Raw genomic sequence first — 23,231 nt, 5'->3', positions numbered from 1 at the left:
TCAGGCCACCCGATTGGCCGAGGGGCTCTCATCCATCTGCGCGGTCAGGTGATGGGTCAGCCGCTCGGCCAGATGGGCGCGTGTGATGAAATGCGCAGGATCATCCCAAAGGTTATGGGTCTCGTCAGGGTCGTGCGTGAGGTCATATAACTCTCCCCAATCCTGATCGCGGTACATGGTATAGCGCCAGTCGGGCGTGAGCAGCGTGCGCACCCGCGCAGGGCTGTCAAACCCGAGGCGGTTGCCGCCATCGTTAAATTCAATCAACAACTCGTCGCGCACCCCTGCCCCACCTTCCAGCGCGGATTTAAAGCTTTTGCCCTGATTGCCATTAAACGGCGCGATGCCCACACGTTCGAGGATCGTCGCAGCCAGATCAACAGTGGAAGCCAACGCGGGCGAAGTCGCCGCATCACGCTGCAAAGGGTCCGACCAGATGAAAGGCACCCGCGTGATGGACTTGAACGGCAGCGCCCCTTTGAGCATCAAATTGAAATCCCCGAGGTAGTCGCCGTGATCGGAGGTAAAGCAGATGATGGTATTCTCCAACTGCCCGTTTCGCTCAAGTGCTCCCATAATATCGCCCACCGCATCATCGACAAAAGCCATCATGCCAGCGGTCAGCGCCATCGCCTCTTTGATCTGTCGATCATTCAGCATCATCGCCTCTTGCGGCAGCTTCTGCCCGCCGCCTGTCTTCCAGTTGTTCTCAAGCCACTGCATCGGGGGCGTGGGGTTTTTATGCGCGGCATAAGGCAGTGATACTTCGAAATCATCAGGGCTATACATGTCCCAGTATTTGCCCGGGGGATTGAATGGATGATGCGGATCGGGAAAGGAGACAAACCCAAAGAAGGGATCATCCTCGCCCACACGGCTGTCGAGGTAGTCAATCGCGCGGTCACGGACATAGGCGGTCGGATATAGCTCCGCAGGGATCGGCGTGCGATAGGCCTGCGGGCAGGTATAGTCATGCGGCAACTGGTTGGCGTCGTCATGCAACGCCTCCCAATCGGGGGCATTTTCGCGGAACCACTGTTGGTAATGTCCCCCGCAACGGTCACCATGCGTCGTGACCATATCCACATGCTGATAGCCATAGTAGGGCGTCTTGAAGCTATAACGCCCCGCGCTGTCATACTGGCCCGGTTCCTCTTGGGTATAGTCGCCCGTGTCAGGCTTCCACGCTTCCGCGCGCGCAGCGATCTCTTCTTCGGTCTGGCCCAAAGGGGTCATGCCCGTGAAGGGTTGCAAATGGCTCTTCCCGATGGCGGCTGTATGGTATCCCACCTCCGCCAACTGGTCCACAAATGTATTGGCCGACAGCGGCAGGCGGCAGCCATTGTGGCGCAGCCCATGACGGCTGGGATAGCGCCCTGTGAGCAGGCTTGCGCGGTTTGGCATACAGACTGGTGTGGCCACGTGAAAGTTCTCGAACCGCACACCCCGCGCAGCGATAGCATCAATATTGGGCGTTTTCAGCACTGGATGTCCGTAGCATCCCAGCCAATCCGACCGCTGTTGATCCGTAATGATGAACAGGAAATTAGGACGCTTGGTCATGCTGTTGCCCCTTCCAGCGGGGGCGCTTTGCCGGCCTGCGCACGGTGCCAGACCAGCATCGCAATGGTCACGCCAACAGCCGAAACATGGATCACCTCGGGCCGCAACATGACCAACACCGCCAATGCCAATCGGCCAAACACCCACCCCATCCCGAGTGCCGCCGCATCAAACCGCGCCAGCGCACTGGCCACCAGATAAAGCGCCAGCACCAACCGCGCCAGAAGCCATAAGAAGGAGGGCCAACTCACACCGTTTTCATAGCCTGCCAAAGGCGCCCCACTGGGCGAGGCGGGATCAATCAACGCTTGCTCGATCAGCAGAAATTCAGGGTAGAAGGCAAAGACAAAGGGAATAGCAAACATCACAATGCCAGAGCGCACCGCACTAAATCCTGTCGCCATGGGGTCAGCCTTGGTGATGGTCGACGCCGCAAAAGCGGCCAGTGCAACAGGTGGTGTGATGGCCGAGGCCACAGCAAAGTAGAAGATGAACATATGCGCCGTCAGCGTAGCAATCCCCAGACCAACCAACATCGGCCCCATCAGGAGGGCTACATTGATATAGGCAGGCACCGCAGGCATCCCCATACCCAGCAAAACCGCCAACAACATGGTGATAAACAGCGCCACAAACATGAGGAAGTCAGAGCCGTCCCCCCCGAGATCAAGCGAGATCAGAAAGCTTAGAATGTCGATGCCCACAAACTTGGACAGACCTGTAAAGCTGAGACAAACATCAATCACGGTAACCGCAAGAAACATCAGATAGAGCGAGGAAATCGTGATCCCCGCTTCAGCCAGCGCATCCAGCACAAGGCGTGGCTTTTTGCGGAACTCTTTATCCAGAAACAGCAGTACCGTCACAAAAGCAGCGGCCCACCACCCCGTGGCCCCCGCATCCCCCGCCGCGTTTTGTAAGGCTTCAAAGAACCATGGCAGGTTCACAGCACTGCATGCGTCTCCCCGGATCACCGTCTCAACCCCGAAAAGCGCGCCGAACCAGCCGCAGCCGATGCCATCCTTTGGCGTCAGCAGCAGGAACAAGATCAGCAAAATGGGCAAGAAGATTTGAGCAAGGTGCAAGTAGTCCTGACGGGATAGATGCATGTCAGGAGTTAATTCGCCAAAGGCCTCAATCCCCTGTTTGCGCGACTGGAACATCGCCGAGAGAAACAGACAAAAGAAGTAGGCCATCGCGGGGAGCGTAGCCGCAATAATCACGTCGCGGTAGGGCACTGCCGTAAGCGCGGCAAGAATGAACGCCGCGACCCCCATCACAGGCGGCATGATCGATCCACCAGAGGAGGCCGCCGCCTCAACCCCACCCGCAAAGGTCCGCGAAAACCCGCGCTTGAGCATCATCGGGATCGTGAGGACACCCGTCGAGAGCACGTTAACCACAGGTCCGCCTGTGATCGTACCAAACATTGCAGAGGACACAATCGCAGCATGCGCAGGACCACCGCGCAGGTGCCGCGTCCAGCGAAAGGCGATCTTGATCAGCGACTGACCACCAGCCGATTTGCCGAACATAGCGCCCAGAATGATATAGGGAAACACCACGTTCATGATGATGTTCATAAACCGCCCAAGAATACCGGAGGCATTGTTGACCAGGGCATCATGCACATTCGGGCGTCCGTCGATAAACTGGCGCGGCTCGCCGCCCAGCTTTGTCATCAGGTATTTGTTGATGTCGTCAGGTCCGTGGAAATACCAAACCAGCACCGTGCCGATCGTATAAAACGCGATAAGCAGGGACACGAGGACCAGCGGCAGCCCCCATACCTTGATATTATAAGCTAGGAAAACAAGGATCGAGATGCCCATGATCGCCACCAGCCAGACACCCGTGGTCGAGACACATCCCGGATCATCCACCGACTGCGGCACAGGCAGGCCCATGTCCTGCGCAAAGGCAATCTCGGCCTCAAGCGTCGCTGCAATCAGACGTGCGCGCTCTCCGGTCATGACGTCGATCATGCATACGCTGTCAATCTCGATGAGATACGTCAGCGAAATCGCCGCCGCAGCCCCGACCAGCGCCACATCCATAAACAAACCAAACCACGCGCGGCTTGTCCCTTGCCAGTCGCGCCACATGGAATGCTTGAGGGCGACCACCAGCATCATCACAAAGAAAATTATAGGATAGAAAATCTCGGTCGCGAAATTGCGCACCTTGAGCTTTTCCACACCCGTCACATTACGCCACATATCATCCCAGCCGGGAATGGTGGGCATGCTGTTCAGGATACCCAGCACCACAAAGACAAGCGCCACGACATAAACCGCCCGATTGGGGAAGAACCCCGCATCCGCTGGCTGATCGGTTTGATCCGTCATGACATCATTCTCCCAAGCGCTGAAAAGGCCGCCGCCCCGATGGTTAAACAGGGGCGGCGGTTTGTCGTTAGAGGGTTGGCTTAAGATTCATCTTTTGCGCAATCAGGCACTTCAAAACCGGCGTCTTCCCACGCGCGGGCAGCCCCTTTGTGGTACTTCATCGGGTTCGCACCACACATGCCAAATCCGGGGTTGTCATAGTTGACCGTATTGCCAAACGGCGCTTTGGCCTTCAACTCATCCAGCGTGGCGATATAGGCAGACACCAGATCATAGACGAGCTGTTCATCCATATCCTTGTTCACCACATCACCGCCAATGGTTGCCAGCGCACGGAAGGTGCCGTCCTCGGAGACAAAAGTCCAATCATCGCCCATCGCGGCCTGAAGATCAGCAACAGGAAGCTCGACCGAGGCACTGCCCGGCGCTTTCATATACTTCTGCATCGCTTCGCTCTCATAGACATCCTTGGGCATTGACCATGCGGTCACTTTGCCCGAGGAGCCAAGCGTGGAAACCCGCGTGTTCGGGAACAGCTCTGGCAGAACAACGCCGTCCGGCTCCCCGCCGCTAATGACTGCCGTCGCCTGACCCCAGTTGGCCTGAATACCAGTGTAGCCGTCGCCATCCTTAAGACCCGTGATCAACTCGATCATGGTGCGGGCATTGTTCAAGGCACCCCCGCGTGGCGGGCCGTTAAACAGCACCTTGCCCTCGAGATCGTCCCAGCCACCGAGGTTTTTGGCATCATAGGCATAGAGAAAGAAAATCCCCAGCGTGTAAGGGTAGATAGAGCGCAGGTTGGAGGCGAGTTCGGCCCCCTTTTCCTTGCCCAGCTTCCCGTAGGGACCGACACCGCGGCTCATCAAAAACGGCAGGATGTGCGGCGCGCTGGCGATATCTGTTTTACCCTCGGCCACGTTCTGGATCGAGTTGGTAAGCGTCTGGCCCTCGGCCAGCTGGATGTTGGCAATGCCGCGCGTGCCAGTCACTTCGGTCAGGTGCGACGGCGCCAAATGCGTTGAACCGCCAGCAGATGCTGTCTCGGCGGTCAGGTTGGCTTGGGCAAATGCAGGTGCTGCAAAAAGGCTGGCGGCGATGATCGCCCCCGCGAGATAATGTTTTGACATGTGTTCCTCCCAGAACTTTTTTTATTATTCATTAATCTGTTAACTAATGACGCGTTGAGTCAACGAATTTATGACTTTTCGGAAGCCTGCGTCAACTTTTTACTCCCAGTAATGAAATCGGCCGCGCGGTCCGCAATCATCATCGTCGGTGCATTTGTATTGCCAGAAACAAGCGCAGGCATGATCGAACAATCCGCCACACGCAGCCCGTCAATGCCATTCACCCTCAGCTCAAGGTCCACCACGGCCGCAGGGGTCGGCCCCATACGACAGGTTCCAGCAGGGTGAAATATCGTACGGGCATGATCGCGGATCGCATCATCAAGGCGGTTTGACCCCGCTTGCGTCCTGACATCAGGTCTGGGCCAGACCTCATCGCCGATGATCTCTTTTAACTCCGGCTGTCTATAGATGTCCTGCGCCAGCCACACACCGCGCCGCAGCGTGTCCATATCGTCCTCATGTCCCAGCACACCTGCAAAAAACTTCGGCCCGTCACTCGGGTCCTTCGACCTCAGCCCCAAACGCCCCCGCGACTTGGGCCGCATGGTCATGGGATGGATTTGCATCGCGTGAAAGCCCAGCGGCGCTTGACCCGGTGCGCCAGGGGCAAAGGGGGCAAAGTTATATTGCACGTCCGCCCTGCCCTCCCCGCTTGTGTCCACACAGGCCCCAGCTTGCAACAGGTTCGAGGTCAGCAACCCGCGATTGCGCAGAAAATAATCAAACCCGTGTTTCAATGCGGCCAAACCACGATCGGCCCCGTGAAGCCCTTTTGCCCCTACCAGATGCCGCGTGACGGGCGCGCCCACATGATCCTGATAATTGCGCCCGACCTCATCGGCCTCATGCACAATCGCGATGCCGTGACGCTCCAACTCATCGCGCGGCCCGATGCCTGACAACATCAGCAGCTTGGGACTGTGAAAACTACCCGCCGTCAGGATGATCTCCCGCCGCGCTTTGATGGTCTGCACCACGTCCGCGTCATTGCGCACTTCCACTGCCACGGCGCGACGGTTTTGAATGTCGATGCGGCAGGCAAGAACCCCCGTCAGAACGCTCAGGTTTTCGCGATCAAGTTCGGGCCGCAAAAAGCAATGCGCCGCAGATTGGCGTTGCCCCGCGTGGGCAGTGACCTGATACCACCCCGCGCCTTCCTGCGCGGCCCCGTTGAAATCATCCGTGGGCGCGATGCCTGCGGACACCGCCGCCGCGATAATCTGCGCCCCCACAGGATGCGGCGCGGAGGGGTCGGCCACCACCAGTTTGCCCGCAGTCCCGTGAAAAGGATTATCCAGCCGCGTGTTCGCTTCCTGCCTGCGAAAGATCGGCAGGACTTCGGCAAAGGACCAGCCCGTGCAGCCATGCACCTGCGCCCAATCGTCATAGTCACGGTGCTGGCCGCGCATATAGATCATGCCATTCACCGACGACCCGCCGCCCAACACTTTGCCCTGCGGCACGGGAATGGGCTTCCCGTTGAGCGAGGCATCAGGCTCGGACACCACCGCGTCACTATCCTGACTTTGCAGCGCCTTGAAAAAGGTAGCGGGGATATGAATCCAGCGGTTTGTATCGCGACGCCCCCGCTCCAGCAACGCAACAGTGCCATCACTTTCCGCCGCCAAACGCGCGGCAAGGACACAACCCGCAGCGCCCCCGCCCACAACGACATAATCAAACTCGAGATCACGTTGCGACATGGCGCTTATTCCTCTGTCGACACAGCTGGATCGCCTGCACGACACAGCGCAAACAGGCTCGCCCGTGAGCTGATGCCTAACTTTCCGTAGGCCCGCTTGCGGTAGGTCACGACAGTCGAGGGCGCGACCCCGATCTGCGCCGCAATTTCTTCGGCCTTCTGCCCCGCCAGCATCCCCGAACAGACCGCCCGCTCCCGCAGGCTGAGGACGTCCAACAGCGCTGGATGGTCCGATTGCCTCAGCTGGTCAAAATGCAAAAGCGCCAGCCGTCCCACCAACCGCGCAAGCGCCGGATCAGGCTGAACAGCTGTTAAATCCCCTTGATAGAGACTGATAAACAGCCGCAAATCACGCCGCACCCCTATCAAGGTCGTTTTCGCATACAATCCGGGTGCGTCAAAGAAAATCTGGCGGTAAGCGTCGCTCATCCCGCTCTGGATTTGCTCGAATGTGCACAGGGTAATCGTATCAGGCTCCGCCGCAAGGAGCTTTGGCAGCAGGGGATCCTGCTTGTACCAGCCGTCAAGGTATTGCGCCGCCAGCACATCGGCCAAAGCGCCCTCACGAAAATGGCGCGACAGCAGGCAGGAGGCTCCCTGCGCCTCGATGGAAAAGACCATGATCTGGTCAATCTCAAGCGTCTCGACAAAATCGCAAAACACCTGCGCAAAACGCGCCTGCCCCAGATGGGCAAGACATAGATCAATATGGTGTGCTGTCGCATTCATCGACAAAACCTAGCATGGCTTTGCCTCAAAAGCATGTCCCCTCCCAAAGAGGACAGACACAACAGCGGACCCTTCCTATGATGTGCAAAAACGTGGAGGATACGATGAGACCCGAAGGGCGCAGCGAGACCGATTCACTCTATTTCACCTATCCGCATTTTGACGCGCCTGTGCGAAGCACCGGTTCGGGCAACCCCGCCCCTGTCGCGATTGTGGGCGCAGGTCCCATCGGCATGACCGCCGCCCTCGGGCTGGCGCGGGAGGGCATCCGCTCGATCCTGTTCGACAATAAATCGACCTTCAACGACGGCAGCCGCGCCATTTGCATCGCCCGTTCCAGCATCAATATATTCGAGCGTATCGGCGCCGCAGCTCCGTTTCTGGAAAAGGCACTGGGCTGGACCACAGGCCGCAGCTTTTACCGCGGTACACAAATCCTTGAATTCCAGATGCCCGACAGCGCATCCGAGAAATATCGCCCCATGTACAACCTCCAGCAACAGTATATCGAACAGTTCCTTTGGAACGCCGTTGAAAAAGAACCGCTGATCGAAGTGCGCTGGCAGAGCGAAGTCGCAGGGGTATCGGATCACGACAGCACCGTGCAACTCAAAGTCACAGACCCGAACGGCATATACACCCTCAACGCCGATTGGGTGCTCGCCGCTGATGGCGCGCGCAGCCAGATGCGGAAAATGCGCGGCCTGCGCCTCAAAGGGGACAACTACGAGGGGCGCTATGTCATCGCCGATGTGCAGATGCCGCATGACTATCCCACCATCCGCCGCGCGCTTTTTGACCCGGACTGCCGCCGTGGTGCGACCATTCTGATCCACAAACAACCCGACGATATCTGGCGCATCGACTACCAGCTTGCCGATGATGAAGACGGCGCACACGCGATGGAGGAGGCCACCGTCCGCGCCTCCGTCACGGCAGTTCTTGAGGAAATCGGCTATGACGGTCCATGGGAGCTTGAGTGGTGGAGCACCTATTCCGCGAATACACTGGCCCTTGACGATTACCGCGACGGGCGCATTTTCTTTATCGGTGACAGCGCCCATATCGTGCCAATCTTTGGCGTGCGCGGGCTGAACAATGGCCTCGCCGATGCCCATAACATCGCATGGAAACTCGGCTGGGTTCTGAACGGCAAGGCCGCGCCAAGCCTGCTGGACAGCTACACGCCCGAGCGGCGGGGCGCCACGTTGGATGTCTTTGCAAATGCCACACAATCAGCGCGGTTTATGACGCCGCCCACCCGTGGCTGGACCCTAATGCGCGATGCCGCGCTGAACCTCGCACTGAGCCATCCCTTCGCAGGGCGGCTCGCCAACCCGCGCCAGATGACGCCTTATACCTATGCGGATAGTCCGGCTGTGATCGCCGATGATCCTATGTTCAATGGCGGCCCTGTTGCAGGCGCCATTCTGCCCGACGCGCAGTGCGAAGCAGGCCACTTGGTTGATCTGCTGGGGGCTGGCTTCTCGGTCGTGGTGTTCAACGAGACGCTGGCCGATGCCATCAACCTTGAAGGAGTGAAGGTCATCCTGCTTCCTCAAGATTCAGAAGGGGCGCAGCGCCTCGCGGCAGGAGCAGACAGCGTCTATCTCATCCGCCCCGATCTGCACATCGCGGCCCGTTGGCATACAGCAACCCCAATACAGATCGCAGACGGCCTGACCCACGCCCTGACAGGAGCCACAATATGAACAGCACCGATGTCGAAACCGTTTATGACGCGCTTGCTGAAACCCTTGATGCCGTCGGCGAGAAAAAGGGGGAGCTTTTTCTGGCCAAACTCGCGCTCCTGCTATCGCATGAAATTGGCGACGCCCCGCGCGTGCTTTCCCTGATCGCGCAGGCCCGCGCTAATCTGGACATCGCGGACTGACGTTTTCGCAATATCCCTGCTCTGGTCCGATTTCGGGTTTGCCTAACCTGCCCCCTGCACCCATAACCGTGCCAACAACCAGCACAGGAATATGACCATGATCGAACGCATTGAACCAGGTGAACGCTCCTCTAAAATCGTGAAATATAACGGCGTTGCCTACCTCACGGGTCAGGTCGCCGAAGGGGAGACGATTCAGGATCAGGTCCACGCCTGTCTCGACAAAATCGACGCCCTTCTGGTGCAGGCAGGATCATCGCGCGAACACATGCTGCGCGTGACCATATGGCTCGCTGATATGAGCGATTTTGCAGGCCTTAACGAAGTGTGGAACGCTTGGGTTCCAGCGGGTCATGCCCCCACACGCGCCTGCGGCGAGGCCAAACTGGCGCGCCCCGAACTCAAAGTCGAGTTCATCGTCGAAGCGGCCTATTCCTAAGCGCTACCTACGAAATTGAGAACCGATAAAACACGGCGGTTGCGGATTTTGCGCAACCGACTGCTTATTTTGATCAAAAGTGAAATTTATTTACCAATTTTCGAAAAAGTTGTTTATATTGAATAAGCTAATGCCGGAAGGGGGCAATAAATATGCACGCACCAGACGGTGAAAATAGAGAAAATACTGTTCAAGACACCGACATTACAACGCTTAGAATACTTAATTCATTTGCTGTGGACCTGATTTCAATACCCAGTGTCGAAGACCTGTTTTGGTACGTGGCCCAAAATGTTGTTGGTCGGCTCAAGTTCAACGACTGCGTCATTTATCAGGCCAACGACTCCCAGACAGAGCTGCTTCAGGTCGCAGCCCTTGGCGAGAAGAATCCCTTTGGTCGCAATATACTAAACCCGCTGAGAATCCCCTTTGGCAATGGTATAACAGGTCAGGCCGCAGAGCGCCGCGAGGCAATCGTGGTTCACGATCTGAAACTGGATGCGCATTACATAACCGACACCCAGCAGGCCCGTTCGGAAATCTGTGTACCCATTTTATGTGACAACCGTGTCGTCGGTGTCATTGATAGTGAACACCCCGAACCGAACGCCTTTGGCGATGGTGAACTCGAAGTGCTCATCACCATCGCCGCACTCACAGGGGCCAAGCTTGAATTACTGGCAGAGGCCGAGCGCTCGCAGCAGCGCTATCACGATCTGGTCGAGGCGCATGCCCAACTCAGCCGCGAGTCCACCAATCGCAAGGCGCTTGAAGCAGAGCTGTTCAACACCCGCAAGCTTGAGGCGGTTGGCCGCCTCACAGGCAGCTTTGCCCATGAGTTTAATAACCTCTTTACCGTCATCTCGGGCAATCTTGAGTTCCTTGAAGAGGACATCCCCGCTGGGCTACCAACCGAAACATTGAACGCCGCACAAACTGCCGCGAAACGCGGTGTTGCGGTGATCCAGTCGATGCTCGCCTTTTCCCAGCGCACCCGGCTGAACCCCCAAACAACCGATCTTAATACGTTCATAAGGTCTGTGGCCGACAGCAGTGAATATGGTGCAGTAAAGCTTGACCTAGCGCCTGATCTGCGCAGCGTTGAGGTCGATCTGGGCGTTCTGGAAAAGGTAGTAGCAAACCTTCTGGGCAATGCCCGCGATGCCATGGACAGCCTTGGTACCATCACGATCTCTACCAAAAACGTCAGCCAAGGCCTGCACGAGCAGCAAACACTCTCCACCACCCTTTTGCCCGGAAACTATGTTCGCCTGAGCGTGAGTGACAGTGGCACAGGCATCGCCCAAGAAAGCCTACAGCAGATTTTTGACCCCTTCTACACCACCAAACCCGTGGGGGATGGTACAGGCCTCGGCCTGTCTATGGTGCTGGGTTTCATGCGGCAATCGGGCGGCACCGTCGAAGTGAAATCCGACCTTGGCAAAGGCTCGACTTTTCACCTCTATTTTCCCGCTGAGTGACCCTTCGAAAGATTTTGTTAACCAATGCGCTTTAACAAAAGGTAAATGCCATCAGAAGGGGGATACGATGACTTTTGCCAACTCAACACTTGAGAAAACTGTTCAATTACCATTGATTAGCGTCGAAGGGCTAAAAACAGGCGACCCGCGAAAATTCATGGATGCGGCCGATGCCATCGGGGATGCTGCCCGCAGATTCGGGTTTTTCCGCATATGCGATCACGGCATCGACCGCCAAACCGTTAACGAAGTTTACCGTGTCGCTGAACAATTTTTTGGCCTTCAGGAAGAGTTCAAAAACCAGTATTATATCGGCAAGAGCACAAACCATCGCGGCTATGTCCCCTTCACAGAAAAGGGCGATTATCCGGACGAAGTGCACCGCAGCTATGAAGCCTTCGATATGGGACTTGATCTGCCGCATGATGATCCCGACTACCTCGCTGGCAATCGCGTTCTGGGGCCAAACGTCTGGCCCATGCTTACAGGATTTCGCGAGACGGTATCGCAGTATTACTCTGAAATCTCCGCGCTTGGCCGTTTGGTGACAACCGCGCTTGAGGCGCATCTGCGTCTGCCCGCAGGATCCATGACCGACCAGATGAGCAAACCGATCTCGCAGCTGCGTCTGCTCCACTACGTACGTCAGGCTGCCACAGTCGAGCGTAAATCGGTCAACATGGGGGCACATACCGATTATGAATGTTTGACCCTGCTGCACACCCGCAATCAGGGGCTTCAGGTGATGACCCAAGACGACCAATGGATCGATGTGCCTGTCGATCCCGATGCTTTGGTCGTCAACATCGGCGACATGATGGAGGCGTGGAGCAATGGCATTTTCCGCTCGACGCCCCACCGCGTTCTCAACCTGCGCCCCGAGAGGTATTCCCTGCCCTATTTTGTCGCAACTAACCATAATACTTTGATAAAACCGTTTGCGCAGCTGCTCGAAGTCGGGCAAAAATCCAAGTATGAGCCCTTCTATGCAGGCGCACATCTTGAGCGGATGCTGGTACGGGATTTCCCCTACTTGCGCGACCGTGTCGAGAAAAGCGCAGTTGCAAATGCGGGCAATGACACGGCTGTCCTCAACCCGTTTGAAGGTCGGTTAAAGCAAGGTACAAATTGATATATGCCACCGATCGATAACATTTTTGCTGTGCTGGTCGCAGGGTTTTTCCTGAGCGCGACACCTGGCCCGTCCATGCTCTATGTCTTGTCCCACAGCGTCGGTCAAAACCGCACTGCGGGTTACGCATCGGCCTTTGGGCTGGCCCTTGGCGGGATGGCTTTGGCCATCGCCACCGCTTTGGGGCTGGCCCAACTCTTTGAGCAGGTTCCAAATATTGTGGTGGCCCTTAGGTATGTTGGCTCTGTGTATCTGGTCTGGTTGGGGCTCGAAATGATCTGGCGCGCGCGTGCTGCGTCCCGCGCCAAACTGGAAGTGACCACACTCGCATCCAAACCGATCTCGGCCATTGTCTGGCAGGGTGTCATCGTTGAGTTGCTCAATCCCAAAACGGTACTGTTTTTTGCGCTCTTCCTGCCTCCTTTTGTAGAAGCGGCACAGAACAGCACCACTAACGATGTGCGAAATCAATTACTCATCCTTGGCGCATTGGTGCCGCTCACTGCAATTCCTTCTGATATTCTGGTGGCCTATATGGGCGGTTCGCTTACCAATCGGCTTAACCAGCAGCAAAAGCTGCGCGAAGGCATGGCATGGGCAGGTGGTTCAATTCTGATCCTCATCGCGGCTAACTTGCACTTGGGCTTTATCTAAACCTGCGGGCGCGTCTGCAAACTCGACTTATCACGCGGGGTGCAGCACAATGGCGTTGGGACACAATGAGGCGCTGTACACTCCATGCTGACAAATTCCGATCTCGTAGAGTTGACCGCATTCCGCCGCGACCTGCACAGCCACCCCGAGGTGTCGGGGCAGGAAGTGCAAACCGCAGCCACCATCAAGGCGGCACTTACTGCGCTTGCGCCTTCATTCATTCTCACAGGGCTGGGTGGCCACGGTGTTGCGGCAGTGTTCGACAGCGGCATTGACGGAGCCACCGTGCTTTTCCGCGCCGAGCTTGACGCCCTTCCCATAGCAGAGATCAACGACATCCCGTGGTCCTCCCAAGTTGCAGGCAAAAGCCATGTTTGCGGCCATGACGGGCATATGACCATGCTGCTCGCCTTGGGGCGGATGATCGCGCGGCGTCCCGTTGCACAAGGCCGCGTGGTGCTGATGTTTCAACCCGCTGAAGAGGACGGTAGCGGCGCAAAGGCTGTTGTGGCCGATCCTGCGTTTCAACAGATCAAACCCGATTGGGCCTTTGCCATTCATATTGAGCCGGGCCGCCCCTTCGGCTTTGTCGCCACCTGTGCGGGGCTGATCAACTGCGCCTCTTTAGGGCTGAAAATCACCTTTACAGGAAAAACTGCCCATGCCGCCGATCCTGACGACGGCATCTCCCCCGCCTCTGCGATTGCCTCGCTGATCCCGACACTGGACGCCTTGGGAACGGGCGGTGCGCTGGATGATGATTTCCGCCTTGTCACAATCACTCATGTAAATATCGGGGAGCCGACATTCGGCATCGCACCGGGGGAGGGCGTGATTTTTGCCACTCTGCGCACTGCGGGTGACGCGGGTATGGCGGCGCTTGAACGCAGCGCACGCGACCTCGCCACCCAAGCGGCTGAGACATTCGGGTTGGGCGTCACCTTCGAGGTCCACGACAATTTCGCCGCTTCTATCAATGATGAAGAGGCTGTTGCTGTGGCAACGCAAGCAATGGATGCCCTTGGCGTGCCATACGGCGATACGGGTGTACCGATGCGTGCCTCGGAGGATTTTGGCGTTTTCGGTTGGGATGCTAAGGCCGCGATGCTCTGCCTCGGACCGGGGGAGGATTACGCCGCCCTGCACAATCCCGACTATGATTTCGACGATGACCTCATCCCCGTTGGCAGTGCTATTTTCGAGCGTATTACCCGTGACCTGCTTGGACGGGTCTAGGCCACCACGCGCTTGACACAGATCAATCAACTCAAGCCTAGAATAGGCTATCGTGGCATTTCACAGCCCTCAACCGGAGACATCCCGCACCATGAAGCACACTTCATTCGTGACTCTTACATTATGCACGTCTCTGCTCATGGGCTGTAATCCAGCGACGATTAACTCCGCCGCCGCGATCAAACGCGGACAGGACGTTTTTGCAAAAGAGTGCTCTCAATGTCATGGCGCGACAGGTGCGGGCGCGGGGGAGGCTTCCTTGGGTCTGGGTGTAGCGCCTCCCGATCTCACCGTGCTAAGTCAGCGCAACGATGGCACCTTTCCACGTGAATATGTCCGCCGCTTTGTCATGGGGCTAAACAATCCCGACAATCCCGCCGCCGCCATGCCCGAATTTGCCAACACGGGTCTGCGCCATGTCTATCCCGACGGCGGCGCAGATGGTGAAGTGTTGGAGGCGGCATTCGAGGATATGCTCGACTATCTCGAATCCATCCAGAAGTAAGGCTACTCGCTCACACCCAACAGGCGCATCGCATTACCCTTGATGATATTCTCGCGCAGGTGATCCTTGATCGCGATCTTCTCGAAATCCGACAGCCACCGCTCGGGAGAGATCATCGGCCAGTCGGAGCCAAACAGCACCTTATCCTTGAGGATCGAATTGCAGTACTTCACCAGAATATCAGGGAAGTATTTAGGCGACCACCCTGACAAGTCGATATAAACGTTGGGCTTGTGCTGGGCCACGGCCAGCGCCTCTTCCTGCCACGGGAAACTGGGGTGCGCGAGGATGATTTTCATGTCGGGAAAATCCACCGCCACATCATCCATATACATCGGATTGGAGTATTTCAGCCGCATCCCGTTGCCGCCGGGCATGCCCGATCCAACACCCGTCTGCCCTGTATGGAAGAGGGCAATACCCCCCTCCTCCGCAATCGCCTCATAGAGGCCGTAAGCCATACGGTCATTGGCGTAAAATCCCTGCATTGTAGGGTGAAATTTGAACCCTTTGATGCCGAAATCCTTGATCAGCCGCCGCGCCTCGCGCACGCCCATCTTGCCCTTATGCGGGTCGATGCTGGCGAACGGAATCAGCACGTCGTCATTCTCGGCAGCCAACTCGGCCACTTCCTCGTTCTTATAACGGCGATAGCCCGTCTCGCGCTCTGAATCGACCGGAAAGATTACGGCGGCAATGTTCTGGTCGCGGTAATGCTGCGCCGTCTCGGGGATGGTCGGCGGATGCTTCCATGGCGCACGGAAATAGCTGGCCATCGTGGCCTGCAAATCGTCATAGCCATCATCGGCGTGACAGCCACAAGGCTCCTCCGCATGGGTGTGGAAATCAATCGCACGGACTTTGGAAAAATCTACCATTTTGTCGTTCCTTACAGTGTCGCGATGCCAGTGGCACCATCCTCATAAAGCCGCTTCAGCAGCCCCGCACGGCGCGTCAGCACAGCACGGAAATTCAAGTTGCCCTTGGCCGTAATCTCACCGTCGGTGAGGGACTGCGGCTCTGCCAGCATCACGGCACGCACCACACGGGTCGAGGACCCCGCCCCCTCCTGCGCACACAGGCGCAGCCGCCGCGTGAGTTCCGCCAGAAGTGCTGGACAGGTAAGTGCGCCATCCTCTTGCTCCAGCGTATACCCCTCCGCCTCAAGTGCTGCGCGGTTGGGGAAAATCATCAGCCCGATTTCACTACGGTCCTGCCCCGTCACCACCAGATCAGCGGCCAGTGGCGCCAAAGCGGCCAGCATATCCAGACGCAGGGCCGCCGCGCGGACCCATGTGCCTGATTGGAGCTTAAAGTCCTCCGATATCCGACCGTCAAACCGCATACCCTTGTTCATGTCCGCAGGATCGACAAAAGCCATCGCATCGCCGGTGATAAAGAACCCCTCGTCATCGAACGCCGCCGCCGTCTGCTCTGGCGCGTTGAAATAGCCTTGCATGATGTTCGGCCCCTTCACCCGCACTTCGCAGCGCATGTCAGCATCCGGCACCAGCTTGAGCGTGACACCCGTCATCGGTACGCCCACCACGCCCGACCGCTCTGTCGGTTCCTGCTGCATCATCGTGGCGGGTGCCGTCTCGGTCAGGCCCCATGAGGAGGTCATCAGCGGCACTTCACCCTTAATCTCCATCGCCAAGGCCTCAAACCCTTCCCAGACATCCTGCGGCAGCGACGCGCCTGCGTAAAACAACATATCCAGATCGGCAAAGAACCTTTCACGCAGGCTTTGATCCTGCTTCAACGCGCCCAGCAACATCGAAAAGCCAACAGGCACGTTGAACACAATGCTGCCCGTCACCATCCCGAGGTTTTCAAGCGTGCGATCAAACAATCCCGGTGCGGGTTTGCCATCGTCGATGTAATAACTTCCGCCGTTGGCCAGCATCATGTTGAAATTATGCGATCCACCAAACACATGGCTCCATGGCAGCCAGTCGACCACACGCGGGGGCCGCATGCTTAGAAACGGGATCACATCGCGCAACTGGGTCTGGTTCACGCACATCATGCGCTGGGTCGTCAGCACCCCCTTGGGCGCGGAGGTCGAACCACTGGTCATCAGGATTTTCGCAATCGTGTCAGGCGTGACTGTGGCAAATGCGCCATCCACGTTAACACCCCCCACCCCTTTGAGCAGATCGTCAAAGGCAGTGACCTTTGCATTGCCGCCAACCCTGCTCGCCACAACTTCGATCCCGTCGAGCATATCTGTCCCAAGGGCGGCGGCATATTGGTCCGCATCCACCACATAGGCCATGGCGGGTTTCACCAGATCAATCGCCTGTTTCAACCGCCCGTGCGCGCCGGTGATGAGGGAGTATTGCTCGGCCACCGGCACAGTCGGAACGCCAATGTAATGCGCGGCCATGGTGATCAGCGCGTGATCCACCCCGTTGCCCGACATGATGAGGATCGGCGTGTGCGGCCCCATTCCCCGCCCCAGCAGCGATGCCGCAATGGCACGCACTTGGCCCAATGTCTCGGCATAGCTTTCCTCGCGCCAGCCCGCACCGCTCCGCTCTGCAATAAACACCTGTTCTGGTACTGCGTCCGCCCAATGGTGAAGCCAATCGCCCGTGCGCTGCGTAACCTCACCCAGAGGATATTCGGAGGTCAACAGGATCGTCCCGTCGGCGCGGTCCTCCCGCTTTACAGCATGCGGTAAAAAATCTGTGGTCCGTTTCATGTGGTCTCCCCTCCCCCGATGGTGCGGATCAATGTGAGTGCCGCAATCACACTCTCGCGGCGCTCTGGCGGTACGGCGTGTAACAGCCGTTCCTCATGGGTGCGCACGGCAATCGTCGCCTTCTCCGCCAAGCGCCGCCCCGCCAGCGTCGCGTTGAGCGCATAGGCGCGGCGGTCTGTCACCACAGGATCGCGCGTGATCAATTCACGGTTTTCCAGCGTGTCGATGATCACAACCATATTGGGCCGCTCCACCTCCATTGCATGGGCCAGTTGCGATTGCCGCAGGCCCGGGTTCTCGACGATCATCACCAGTGCGGTATAGGTCAGCATGCGCAGGTCAAACGGCTTCAACGTCTGCTTAAGGTCCATTTGGAACACATTCATCGCCCGTTTGAGGTGGTAGCCGAACAGTTGGTCAAGCGTCTCGCTTTCATGCACAATGACGGTATCGCCTATGTTAGAGACTGTTTTCTGCGCCCGCGTCATCTGAACTGGGGCGCGCGTTTTTCAAGGAATGCGCGCAGCCCCTCCTCCGCGTCAGGTGTAGTCTGCGACATGGCCGCGACCAGCGATTCCGTGAACAACCCGTCGCTTTGCGACATGTCATTGATCCGCGCAATCGATTGGATCATCATGTAGTTTGACAACGGCGCGTTGCGCGAAATCTTACCGGCAAGCTCTTCGGCCAATGTCATCGCCGCACCCTCGTCCACTGCGTAATGGCACAGGCCAAGGGCCTGCCCTTCATCCGCAGTGTACTTGCGCCCTGTCAGCATCATCTCTGTCATGCGGTCCGCCCCGATCAGGCGGCCCACACGCGCAGTAGCGCCACCACCGACAAAAATACCGCGCCGCCCCTCGGGCAACTGGAAGATGGTTGAACGCTCCGCGATCCGCACATGGGTCGCCGCCGCCAGTTCAAGCCCGCCCCCAATCGCCGCCCCGTACATGGCCGACACAACGGCCAGACCGCCAAACTGGATCTTGTCCATCACACTATGCCAGTGCCGCGAGTGATAGAGGTTTTCCTCGGGCGTGCGGTGCACATGCTCCGACAGATCAAGGCCCGAGCAGAAATGCCCTTCCGTGCCCGTCAAAATCACAACACGCACGTCCTTGGGTGGCGTGGTAAAGAATGCATCGATCGCATTGATCAGCTCTTCACACATCGCGTTCCGCTTGTCAGGGCGGTTCATGGTGAGGGTCGCCACAAGGCCGTCGACCTCGATATTGAGCACGGGTTCTGACATCAGCTTTCCTTAACGTGGCGGCAGGCGCACAGCGCCGTCCAACCGGATTGTGGTTCCGTTCAGGAACCTGTTTGCAATGATCTGCTCTGCCAGCAGCGCATATTCATGCGGCGCCCCCAAGCGGGCGGGAAAGGGAATGTTCGCCGTGATCTTGGTTGTCACCTCTTCGGGCAGGCTCTCCATCATCGGGGTCATGAACAGACCCGGTGCAATCGCCATCACACGGATGCCCGACTGGGCCAGCTCCCGCGCGGCAGGCAAACACATCGACGCAATCGCGCCCTTTGATGCAGCATAGGCCGCCTGCCCCAACTGACCGTCCTCAAACGCAACCGAAGCGGTGTTGATCACAATACCACGCTCGCCATCTTCCATCGGCTCCATCTCGGACATGCGGCGCGCCGCGTGGCTCATCACATTATATGTGCCAAAAAGATTCACCTTGAGCGTCTTCTCGAACACATCAAACGACAGCTTCCCCTCGCGGCCCACGATCCGTGCAGCAAGCCCGATGCCTGCGCAGCTGATAGCGATGCGCGGTGCCGATCCGAAATGTGCAGTGGCCGCATCAAAGGCTGCGCTTACTGCCGCCTCATCGCTCACGTCGGCCTGCACTGCAATGCCGCCAATCTCGTCGGCCACAACCTGCGCGCGGGCAATGTCAAAATCAAGGATCGCAACCTTTGCGCCCTGTGCTGCCAAGTGCCGCGCCGTAGCTGCACCCAGCCCACTACCGCCGCCTGTAACCAATGCAACCTGTCCAAAAATATCCATGTGAAAGCCCTTCATGTGTCATTTAGTTATAAGTCATAACAATTTTGACAGCTCTGTATAGCTTTTCTTTTTCGACGGCTGTTTTACCACTGTTCAGGAATCAGTTGCCAAACGTATCGATTCTCCGCTAAGAAACGATATTAAAGGCGCTGGCGAAATAAAGCGTTACTCGAAGAAGGCCGCAGAGCCTTCGTTTACAGGCGGACAGAACCCATGGCAGAGCGGCTTGCGCAGTTCAATATTAATACCCGTATTCGCGAGAATGCGGAAGACCTCGCTGCGGCCCTCGACAGCCACATGCTCAAAGTCTTCGCCCCCGATGCGAAAAAAGAGTTGCGCCGCTTCTCTGCTGGGGAAGCCGCGCAGATGCTCGGCATCTCCACCAGCTTTCTGCGCAAACTACATTTTGACGAGAAAATCCCCGATGTAGAGTCTAGTTCAGGCGGTCGCAGGCATTACGACGCCGAAACGCTTCTGGAAATCCGCAAAATCCTCGAAGCCTCCGCCAAGATCCCCGGAACTTATATGCGTGGGCGGCGTGAGGGGGACAAGGTACAAGTGCTCTCCTTTCTGAACTTCAAAGGCGGCTCTGGCAAAACCACCAGCGCCATTCACGCGGCCCAGCGTCTGGCCCTCAAAGGTATGCGGGTGCTGGCTGTCGATATCGACCCCCAAGCGTCTCTAACCACCCTGTTTGGCTATAGACCCGAAGTGGACTTCTTGAATTCTGGCACGATCTATGACGCGATCCGCTATGATGATCCCCTGCCCTTTTCGCAGATTATCCAAAAGACGTTTTTCACGGGCATCGACCTCGCGCCTGGCGGTCTGCTCTTGCAGGAATTCGAGCATGAAACGCCTCAAGCACTACGCAACAACATCCAGCCCGCGTTTTATGCGCGGATGGCTGCTGCCTTGCAGGAGGTTGAGGATCAATACGATGTCATCATCTTTGACTGCCCACCGCAACTCGGCTATCTGACGCTTTCGGCGCTTTGTGCTTCGACGGGTGTGATGATCACAATTGTACCCAACATGCTCGACGTGGCGTCCATGTCTCAGTTCCTTCAAATGAGTGCGGACCTGCTCGATGTAGTCTCTAACGCAGGGGCAAACATGACTTTTGACTTCATGCGCTTCCTCATCAACCGTTATGAGCCGAATGACGGGCCCCAACAACAGGTCGTAGCATTCTTGCGTCAGTTGTTTGGCGATGAGGTGATGGTGGCCCCCATGCTCAAATCCACTGCGATTAGCGATGCGGGGCTGACCCAGCAAACCATCTATGAAGTGGAGCGCAGTGCGTTCCATCGCAACACCTATGACCGTGCGCTGGATTCACTCAATCTTGTGAATGACGAGATTGAAATGCTGCTGCAACAAGCATGGGGGCGTTAAGTTATGGCACGAAAAGGTATTCTGGGTGGAGATCTTCCTGCAAAGGCTGAGCGCAGGCGTCCCGCTGACGCACCAACAGCCCCGCGCGGCGCTGTTGGTGCGCTGCAATCCTCGCTGACCAAGCTACAAGAGAACGCAGTTCAGGAGATCGATCCAAGCCTTATTGACGATGCCGGTGTCGAAGACCGCCTAGGCGTGGACGATGCCGCGCAATCGCAGCTACGCGAGAGCCTCGCAACCTACGGCCAGCAAGTGCCCGTGCTTTTGCGCCCGCATCACAAAACTGCTGGCCGCTATGAGATTGTTTATGGTCGCCGCCGTCTGAAAGCGCTTCGCGACCTTGGCCAGCCTGTGAAGGCGATGATCAGGCAGCTGGACGATCACGCATTGGTTATGGCGCAAGGTCAGGAGAACACCGCCCGTCAGGATCTCAGCTTTATCGAAAAAGCGTCTTTTACTGCGCAACTGGCCGCACAAGATTACGCACGGCAGACAATCGCGGATGCACTTTCGATTGATTTGCCGATGCTCTCAAGGATGCTCAAAGTCGGCACTGCCTTCCCCCTGCCCTTCCTGCGCCAGATTGGCAGTGCGCCGGGCATCGGGCGGGATCGTTGGATGGCACTTGCCAAGGCACTGGAAGACAACAACAGCCGCGGGCATGCCAGTGCACTGATGAACACGCCAGATTTTGCGCAGCTCGACTCGGACGCACGCTTTGAAGCTGTGTTTGACCGCGCCACGCGCAGCACACCCAAAAAGCCCACAGCAAAGCCAAAGCCGCGCACCCTGCGTGATGCAGGCGGCAAGGCATTGGGCGACATCAAGACAACGAACAAGGGCGTCACTCTCAACATCAGCGCAAAGGGCGCTGACGGGTTTGACGCGTGGATCAACAGCAACGCCGAAGGCCTGCTGCAAGAGCTTCACGACCGCTGGGGAACACAGCGGCGCGATGACTGAGGAAGAAGCAACAACAAGAAAGGCACGACCCTAAGGACAAAAAAGAAAAGCCCCCCAGAATTACTTCCGGAAGGCCCTTCTCGATCTTTGCACATCTGAGATAGCCCCCACCGTAAACTCTGTCAACTCTGCATCGCGGTGCAGTGCCGGTATCTCTTTGTCTTTCGTGATTATGTGATGAAACAGGACCACCAAACATCGTTTGGGCGGCAGATCTCGGCTGTCCCAATAAAATCCGCACGCGTTGTCGATGAGGAAAACCTGCTCGACAAGTGGCAGCTTTTGTCTGCCCTCACCGATGCAGCCACGGATTTCGGCCTCACCCACCGCAGCCTTTCCGTGCTGCGGGCCTTGATCAGCTTTCATCCAGATCGCATGATCAGCACCGCCCGTCACAGTTGCATCGTCTTTCCCGCCAACCGCACATTGTCAGAGCGCCTTGGCGGAATGCCCGAAAGCACGCTGCGCCGTCATTTGGTAACATTGGTAAGTGCCGGAATTGTCAGCCGTCACGACAGCGCCAACAGGAAGCGGTTTGCACGTAGATGTGGGGCAGGGGACGCGCGCATCGCCTTTGGCTTTGATCTGTCGCCTATGGCACGGTTGGCCCCGCAGATCATCGCAGCAAGTGAAGTCGCCTCAAATCGTCGTATGCATTTGCAATCGCTTCGCGCCGAAGTTGCATCATTACGTCAACGTCTCATTGATACACAGGGGCCGTCTGATCTTACGGATGATACTTTCAAACTACTGCGCCGAAAGCCTGACGAAGCAACCCTCGTTGCGGCTCTTGATCACCTTGATGTCCAACTTCATGCAAGCGAAATGAGCGACGCTGACGCCCAAAATGAGCGGCACATACAACCTGAAATTAAAACTTATTCTGAAAAACCAACCTCTCTTAAAAAAAGCGGTCCAACGGATACACCGAGCTTTGAGGATGTTGTTTCCCATTGCTCAGAATACCAGAGCTTTTTCCCAGAGCCCCCGCAGAATTGGCAGGACTTGTCACGATGTGCGTATGCTCTGTGCCCAATGATCGGTATCGACCTTCCCCTCTATGGACGCGCGACACAGCAAATGGGAGCAAAGCGTGCCATTACATCAGTCCTGTGTATTCTTGAGAATATCGGACGCATCCATAATCCTGCTGGCTACTTGCAACGACTCATCCAGCGCCATGTGTCAGGTGGCATTGATTTTGACTATCTTCTAAAACGATGCACCACGGCGCCGGAGGCTTAATTGTCAGCTGACAATCCAAAATACATAACGAAAACAAGGTACTAATTGACATTTACTGCTTTGGCGTTCGCGATAT

21 protein-coding genes are annotated in these 23,231 nt (G+C 57.1%); 11 read left to right on the top strand and 10 right to left on the bottom strand.

The features are described from left to right. The 5 genes from Q0775_RS17915 to Q0775_RS17895 all read right to left on the bottom strand — a co-directional run bounded on the left by Q0775_RS17915 (position 1) and on the right by Q0775_RS17895 (position 7,475). Positions 1 to 1,563: a sulfatase-like hydrolase/transferase gene (locus Q0775_RS17915; protein WP_298864270.1), complete on the bottom strand. Its 1,563-nt coding sequence runs from the start codon at positions 1,561 to 1,563 to the stop codon at positions 1 to 3. Continuing rightward, the gene (locus Q0775_RS17910) at positions 1,560 to 3,911 is read right to left on the bottom strand and encodes a TRAP transporter fused permease subunit (protein WP_298864267.1); all 2,352 of its coding nucleotides are present in this window, start codon (positions 3,909 to 3,911) and stop codon (positions 1,560 to 1,562) included. The genes Q0775_RS17915 and Q0775_RS17910 overlap by 4 nt, the downstream gene beginning before the upstream one ends. Before the next feature lie 80 nt (positions 3,912 to 3,991). Continuing rightward, entirely contained in the window at positions 3,992 to 5,041 is a 1,050-nt protein-coding gene (locus Q0775_RS17905; protein ID WP_298864264.1) for a TAXI family TRAP transporter solute-binding subunit, read from the bottom strand. Positions 5,042 to 5,109: 68 nt separating this feature from the next. After that, on the bottom strand, positions 5,110 to 6,747 hold the full coding sequence (locus tag Q0775_RS17900; RefSeq protein ID WP_298864261.1) for a GMC family oxidoreductase N-terminal domain-containing protein: 1,638 nt from the start codon (positions 6,745 to 6,747) through the stop codon (positions 5,110 to 5,112). Between the two features lie 5 nt (positions 6,748 to 6,752). Next, the gene (locus tag Q0775_RS17895) at positions 6,753 to 7,475 is read right to left on the bottom strand and encodes a helix-turn-helix transcriptional regulator (protein ID WP_298864258.1); all 723 of its coding nucleotides are present in this window, start codon (positions 7,473 to 7,475) and stop codon (positions 6,753 to 6,755) included. A gap of 77 nt (positions 7,476 to 7,552) precedes the next feature. Here Q0775_RS17895 and Q0775_RS17890 point away from each other — a divergent pair, with 77 nt between their 5' ends. The 8 genes from Q0775_RS17890 (at position 7,553) to Q0775_RS17855 (ending at position 14,816) form a co-directional block, all read left to right on the top strand. Further along, positions 7,553 to 9,187 (top strand): FAD-dependent monooxygenase, encoded by a 1,635-nt coding sequence (locus Q0775_RS17890; RefSeq protein WP_298864254.1) that lies wholly within the window; start codon positions 7,553 to 7,555, stop codon positions 9,185 to 9,187. Further along, positions 9,184 to 9,369 carry a hypothetical protein gene (locus Q0775_RS17885; protein WP_298864251.1) on the top strand — a complete coding sequence of 62 codons (186 nt, stop codon included), beginning with the start codon at positions 9,184 to 9,186 and terminating at the stop codon, positions 9,367 to 9,369. Before Q0775_RS17890 ends, Q0775_RS17885 begins: the two co-directional genes overlap by 4 nt. 97 nt (positions 9,370 to 9,466) lie before the next feature. Beyond that, positions 9,467 to 9,808 carry a RidA family protein gene (locus Q0775_RS17880; RefSeq protein WP_298864248.1) on the top strand — a complete coding sequence of 114 codons (342 nt, stop codon included), beginning with the start codon at positions 9,467 to 9,469 and terminating at the stop codon, positions 9,806 to 9,808. A 152-nt stretch (positions 9,809 to 9,960) separates the two neighbouring features. Next, the gene (locus Q0775_RS17875; protein ID WP_298864246.1) at positions 9,961 to 11,289 is read left to right on the top strand and encodes an ATP-binding protein; all 1,329 of its coding nucleotides are present in this window, start codon (positions 9,961 to 9,963) and stop codon (positions 11,287 to 11,289) included. Between the two features lie 67 nt (positions 11,290 to 11,356). Continuing rightward, entirely contained in the window at positions 11,357 to 12,421 is a 1,065-nt protein-coding gene (locus Q0775_RS17870) for a 2OG-Fe(II) oxygenase family protein (RefSeq protein WP_298864243.1), read from the top strand. Positions 12,422 to 12,424: 3 nt separating this feature from the next. Beyond that, positions 12,425 to 13,075: a LysE family translocator gene (locus tag Q0775_RS17865; RefSeq protein ID WP_298864240.1), complete on the top strand. Its 651-nt coding sequence runs from the start codon at positions 12,425 to 12,427 to the stop codon at positions 13,073 to 13,075. Positions 13,076 to 13,159: 84 nt separating this feature from the next. Next, positions 13,160 to 14,311: an amidohydrolase gene (locus Q0775_RS17860; protein ID WP_298864237.1), complete on the top strand. Its 1,152-nt coding sequence runs from the start codon at positions 13,160 to 13,162 to the stop codon at positions 14,309 to 14,311. Between the two features lie 109 nt (positions 14,312 to 14,420). Continuing rightward, positions 14,421 to 14,816 (top strand): c-type cytochrome, encoded by a 396-nt coding sequence (locus tag Q0775_RS17855; RefSeq protein WP_298864234.1) that lies wholly within the window; start codon positions 14,421 to 14,423, stop codon positions 14,814 to 14,816. A 2-nt stretch (positions 14,817 to 14,818) separates the two neighbouring features. Here the strand turns inward: Q0775_RS17855 and Q0775_RS17850 are convergent, their stop codons facing one another. Genes Q0775_RS17850 through Q0775_RS17830 form a run of 5 tightly spaced genes read right to left on the bottom strand, consistent with a single transcriptional unit; the run spans position 14,819 to position 19,549 of the window. Continuing rightward, entirely contained in the window at positions 14,819 to 15,694 is an 876-nt protein-coding gene (locus Q0775_RS17850; protein ID WP_298864233.1) for an amidohydrolase family protein, read from the bottom strand. 11 nt (positions 15,695 to 15,705) lie between these two features. Then, complete coding sequence (locus Q0775_RS17845) at positions 15,706 to 17,523, bottom strand: feruloyl-CoA synthase (protein ID WP_298864230.1); 1,818 nt, start codon at positions 17,521 to 17,523, stop codon at positions 15,706 to 15,708. Continuing rightward, a complete protein-coding gene (locus tag Q0775_RS17840; protein WP_298864227.1) occupies positions 17,520 to 18,011 on the bottom strand; it encodes a MarR family transcriptional regulator in 492 nt (163 codons plus the stop codon). The genes Q0775_RS17845 and Q0775_RS17840 overlap by 4 nt, the downstream gene beginning before the upstream one ends. Then, positions 18,008 to 18,775: a crotonase/enoyl-CoA hydratase family protein gene (locus tag Q0775_RS17835; protein WP_298864224.1), complete on the bottom strand. Its 768-nt coding sequence runs from the start codon at positions 18,773 to 18,775 to the stop codon at positions 18,008 to 18,010. The genes Q0775_RS17840 and Q0775_RS17835 overlap by 4 nt, the downstream gene beginning before the upstream one ends. Positions 18,776 to 18,784: 9 nt before the next feature. Beyond that, the gene (locus Q0775_RS17830; RefSeq protein ID WP_298864221.1) at positions 18,785 to 19,549 is read right to left on the bottom strand and encodes an SDR family NAD(P)-dependent oxidoreductase; all 765 of its coding nucleotides are present in this window, start codon (positions 19,547 to 19,549) and stop codon (positions 18,785 to 18,787) included. 213 nt (positions 19,550 to 19,762) lie between these two features. Between Q0775_RS17830 and repA the strand changes: the two genes are divergently transcribed. The 3 genes from repA (at position 19,763) to repC (ending at position 23,155) form a co-directional block, all read left to right on the top strand. Beyond that, entirely contained in the window at positions 19,763 to 20,947 is a 1,185-nt protein-coding gene (repA, locus tag Q0775_RS17825; protein WP_298864218.1) for a plasmid partitioning protein RepA, read from the top strand. Positions 20,948 to 20,950: 3 nt separating this feature from the next. Then, entirely contained in the window at positions 20,951 to 21,910 is a 960-nt protein-coding gene (repB, locus tag Q0775_RS17820) for a plasmid partitioning protein RepB (RefSeq protein ID WP_298864215.1), read from the top strand. A gap of 177 nt (positions 21,911 to 22,087) precedes the next feature. After that, positions 22,088 to 23,155, top strand: a complete 1,068-nt coding sequence (repC, locus tag Q0775_RS17815) for a plasmid replication protein RepC (RefSeq protein WP_298864212.1) — start codon at positions 22,088 to 22,090, stop codon at positions 23,153 to 23,155. Positions 23,156 to 23,231 lie beyond the last annotated feature (76 nt).

Origin of the sequence: uncultured Sulfitobacter sp., from assembly GCF_947499945.1 — a bacterium.
Classification (GTDB): domain Bacteria; phylum Pseudomonadota; class Alphaproteobacteria; order Rhodobacterales; family Rhodobacteraceae; genus Sulfitobacter.
This window is presented reverse-complemented; position numbering and strand designations above follow the sequence as displayed.

What these genes read in the sequence shown, in the direction of transcription:
- repC (WP_298864212.1), top strand. Translation starts at nt 22,088, where the DNA reads ATGAAACAGGACCACCAAACATCGTTTGGGCGGCAGATCTCGGCTGTC.
- Q0775_RS17850 (WP_298864233.1), bottom strand. Translation starts at nt 15,694, where the DNA reads ATGGTAGATTTTTCCAAAGTCCGTGCGATTGATTTCCACACCCATGCG.
- repA (WP_298864218.1), top strand. Translation starts at nt 19,763, where the DNA reads ATGGCAGAGCGGCTTGCGCAGTTCAATATTAATACCCGTATTCGCGAG.
- repB (WP_298864215.1), top strand. Translation starts at nt 20,951, where the DNA reads ATGGCACGAAAAGGTATTCTGGGTGGAGATCTTCCTGCAAAGGCTGAG.
- Q0775_RS17835 (WP_298864224.1), bottom strand. Translation starts at nt 18,775, where the DNA reads ATGTCAGAACCCGTGCTCAATATCGAGGTCGACGGCCTTGTGGCGACC.
- Q0775_RS17895 (WP_298864258.1), bottom strand. Translation starts at nt 7,475, where the DNA reads ATGAATGCGACAGCACACCATATTGATCTATGTCTTGCCCATCTGGGG.
- Q0775_RS17910 (WP_298864267.1), bottom strand. Translation starts at nt 3,911, where the DNA reads ATGACGGATCAAACCGATCAGCCAGCGGATGCGGGGTTCTTCCCCAAT.
- Q0775_RS17905 (WP_298864264.1), bottom strand. Translation starts at nt 5,041, where the DNA reads ATGTCAAAACATTATCTCGCGGGGGCGATCATCGCCGCCAGCCTTTTT.
- Q0775_RS17900 (WP_298864261.1), bottom strand. Translation starts at nt 6,747, where the DNA reads ATGTCGCAACGTGATCTCGAGTTTGATTATGTCGTTGTGGGCGGGGGC.
- Q0775_RS17915 (WP_298864270.1), bottom strand. Translation starts at nt 1,563, where the DNA reads ATGACCAAGCGTCCTAATTTCCTGTTCATCATTACGGATCAACAGCGG.
- Q0775_RS17845 (WP_298864230.1), bottom strand. Translation starts at nt 17,523, where the DNA reads ATGAAACGGACCACAGATTTTTTACCGCATGCTGTAAAGCGGGAGGAC.
- Q0775_RS17875 (WP_298864246.1), top strand. Translation starts at nt 9,961, where the DNA reads ATGCACGCACCAGACGGTGAAAATAGAGAAAATACTGTTCAAGACACC.
- Q0775_RS17860 (WP_298864237.1), top strand. Translation starts at nt 13,160, where the DNA reads ATGCTGACAAATTCCGATCTCGTAGAGTTGACCGCATTCCGCCGCGAC.
- Q0775_RS17890 (WP_298864254.1), top strand. Translation starts at nt 7,553, where the DNA reads ATGATGTGCAAAAACGTGGAGGATACGATGAGACCCGAAGGGCGCAGC.
- Q0775_RS17870 (WP_298864243.1), top strand. Translation starts at nt 11,357, where the DNA reads ATGACTTTTGCCAACTCAACACTTGAGAAAACTGTTCAATTACCATTG.
- Q0775_RS17885 (WP_298864251.1), top strand. Translation starts at nt 9,184, where the DNA reads ATGAACAGCACCGATGTCGAAACCGTTTATGACGCGCTTGCTGAAACC.
- Q0775_RS17830 (WP_298864221.1), bottom strand. Translation starts at nt 19,549, where the DNA reads ATGGATATTTTTGGACAGGTTGCATTGGTTACAGGCGGCGGTAGTGGG.
- Q0775_RS17880 (WP_298864248.1), top strand. Translation starts at nt 9,467, where the DNA reads ATGATCGAACGCATTGAACCAGGTGAACGCTCCTCTAAAATCGTGAAA.
- Q0775_RS17865 (WP_298864240.1), top strand. Translation starts at nt 12,425, where the DNA reads ATGCCACCGATCGATAACATTTTTGCTGTGCTGGTCGCAGGGTTTTTC.
- Q0775_RS17840 (WP_298864227.1), bottom strand. Translation starts at nt 18,011, where the DNA reads ATGACGCGGGCGCAGAAAACAGTCTCTAACATAGGCGATACCGTCATT.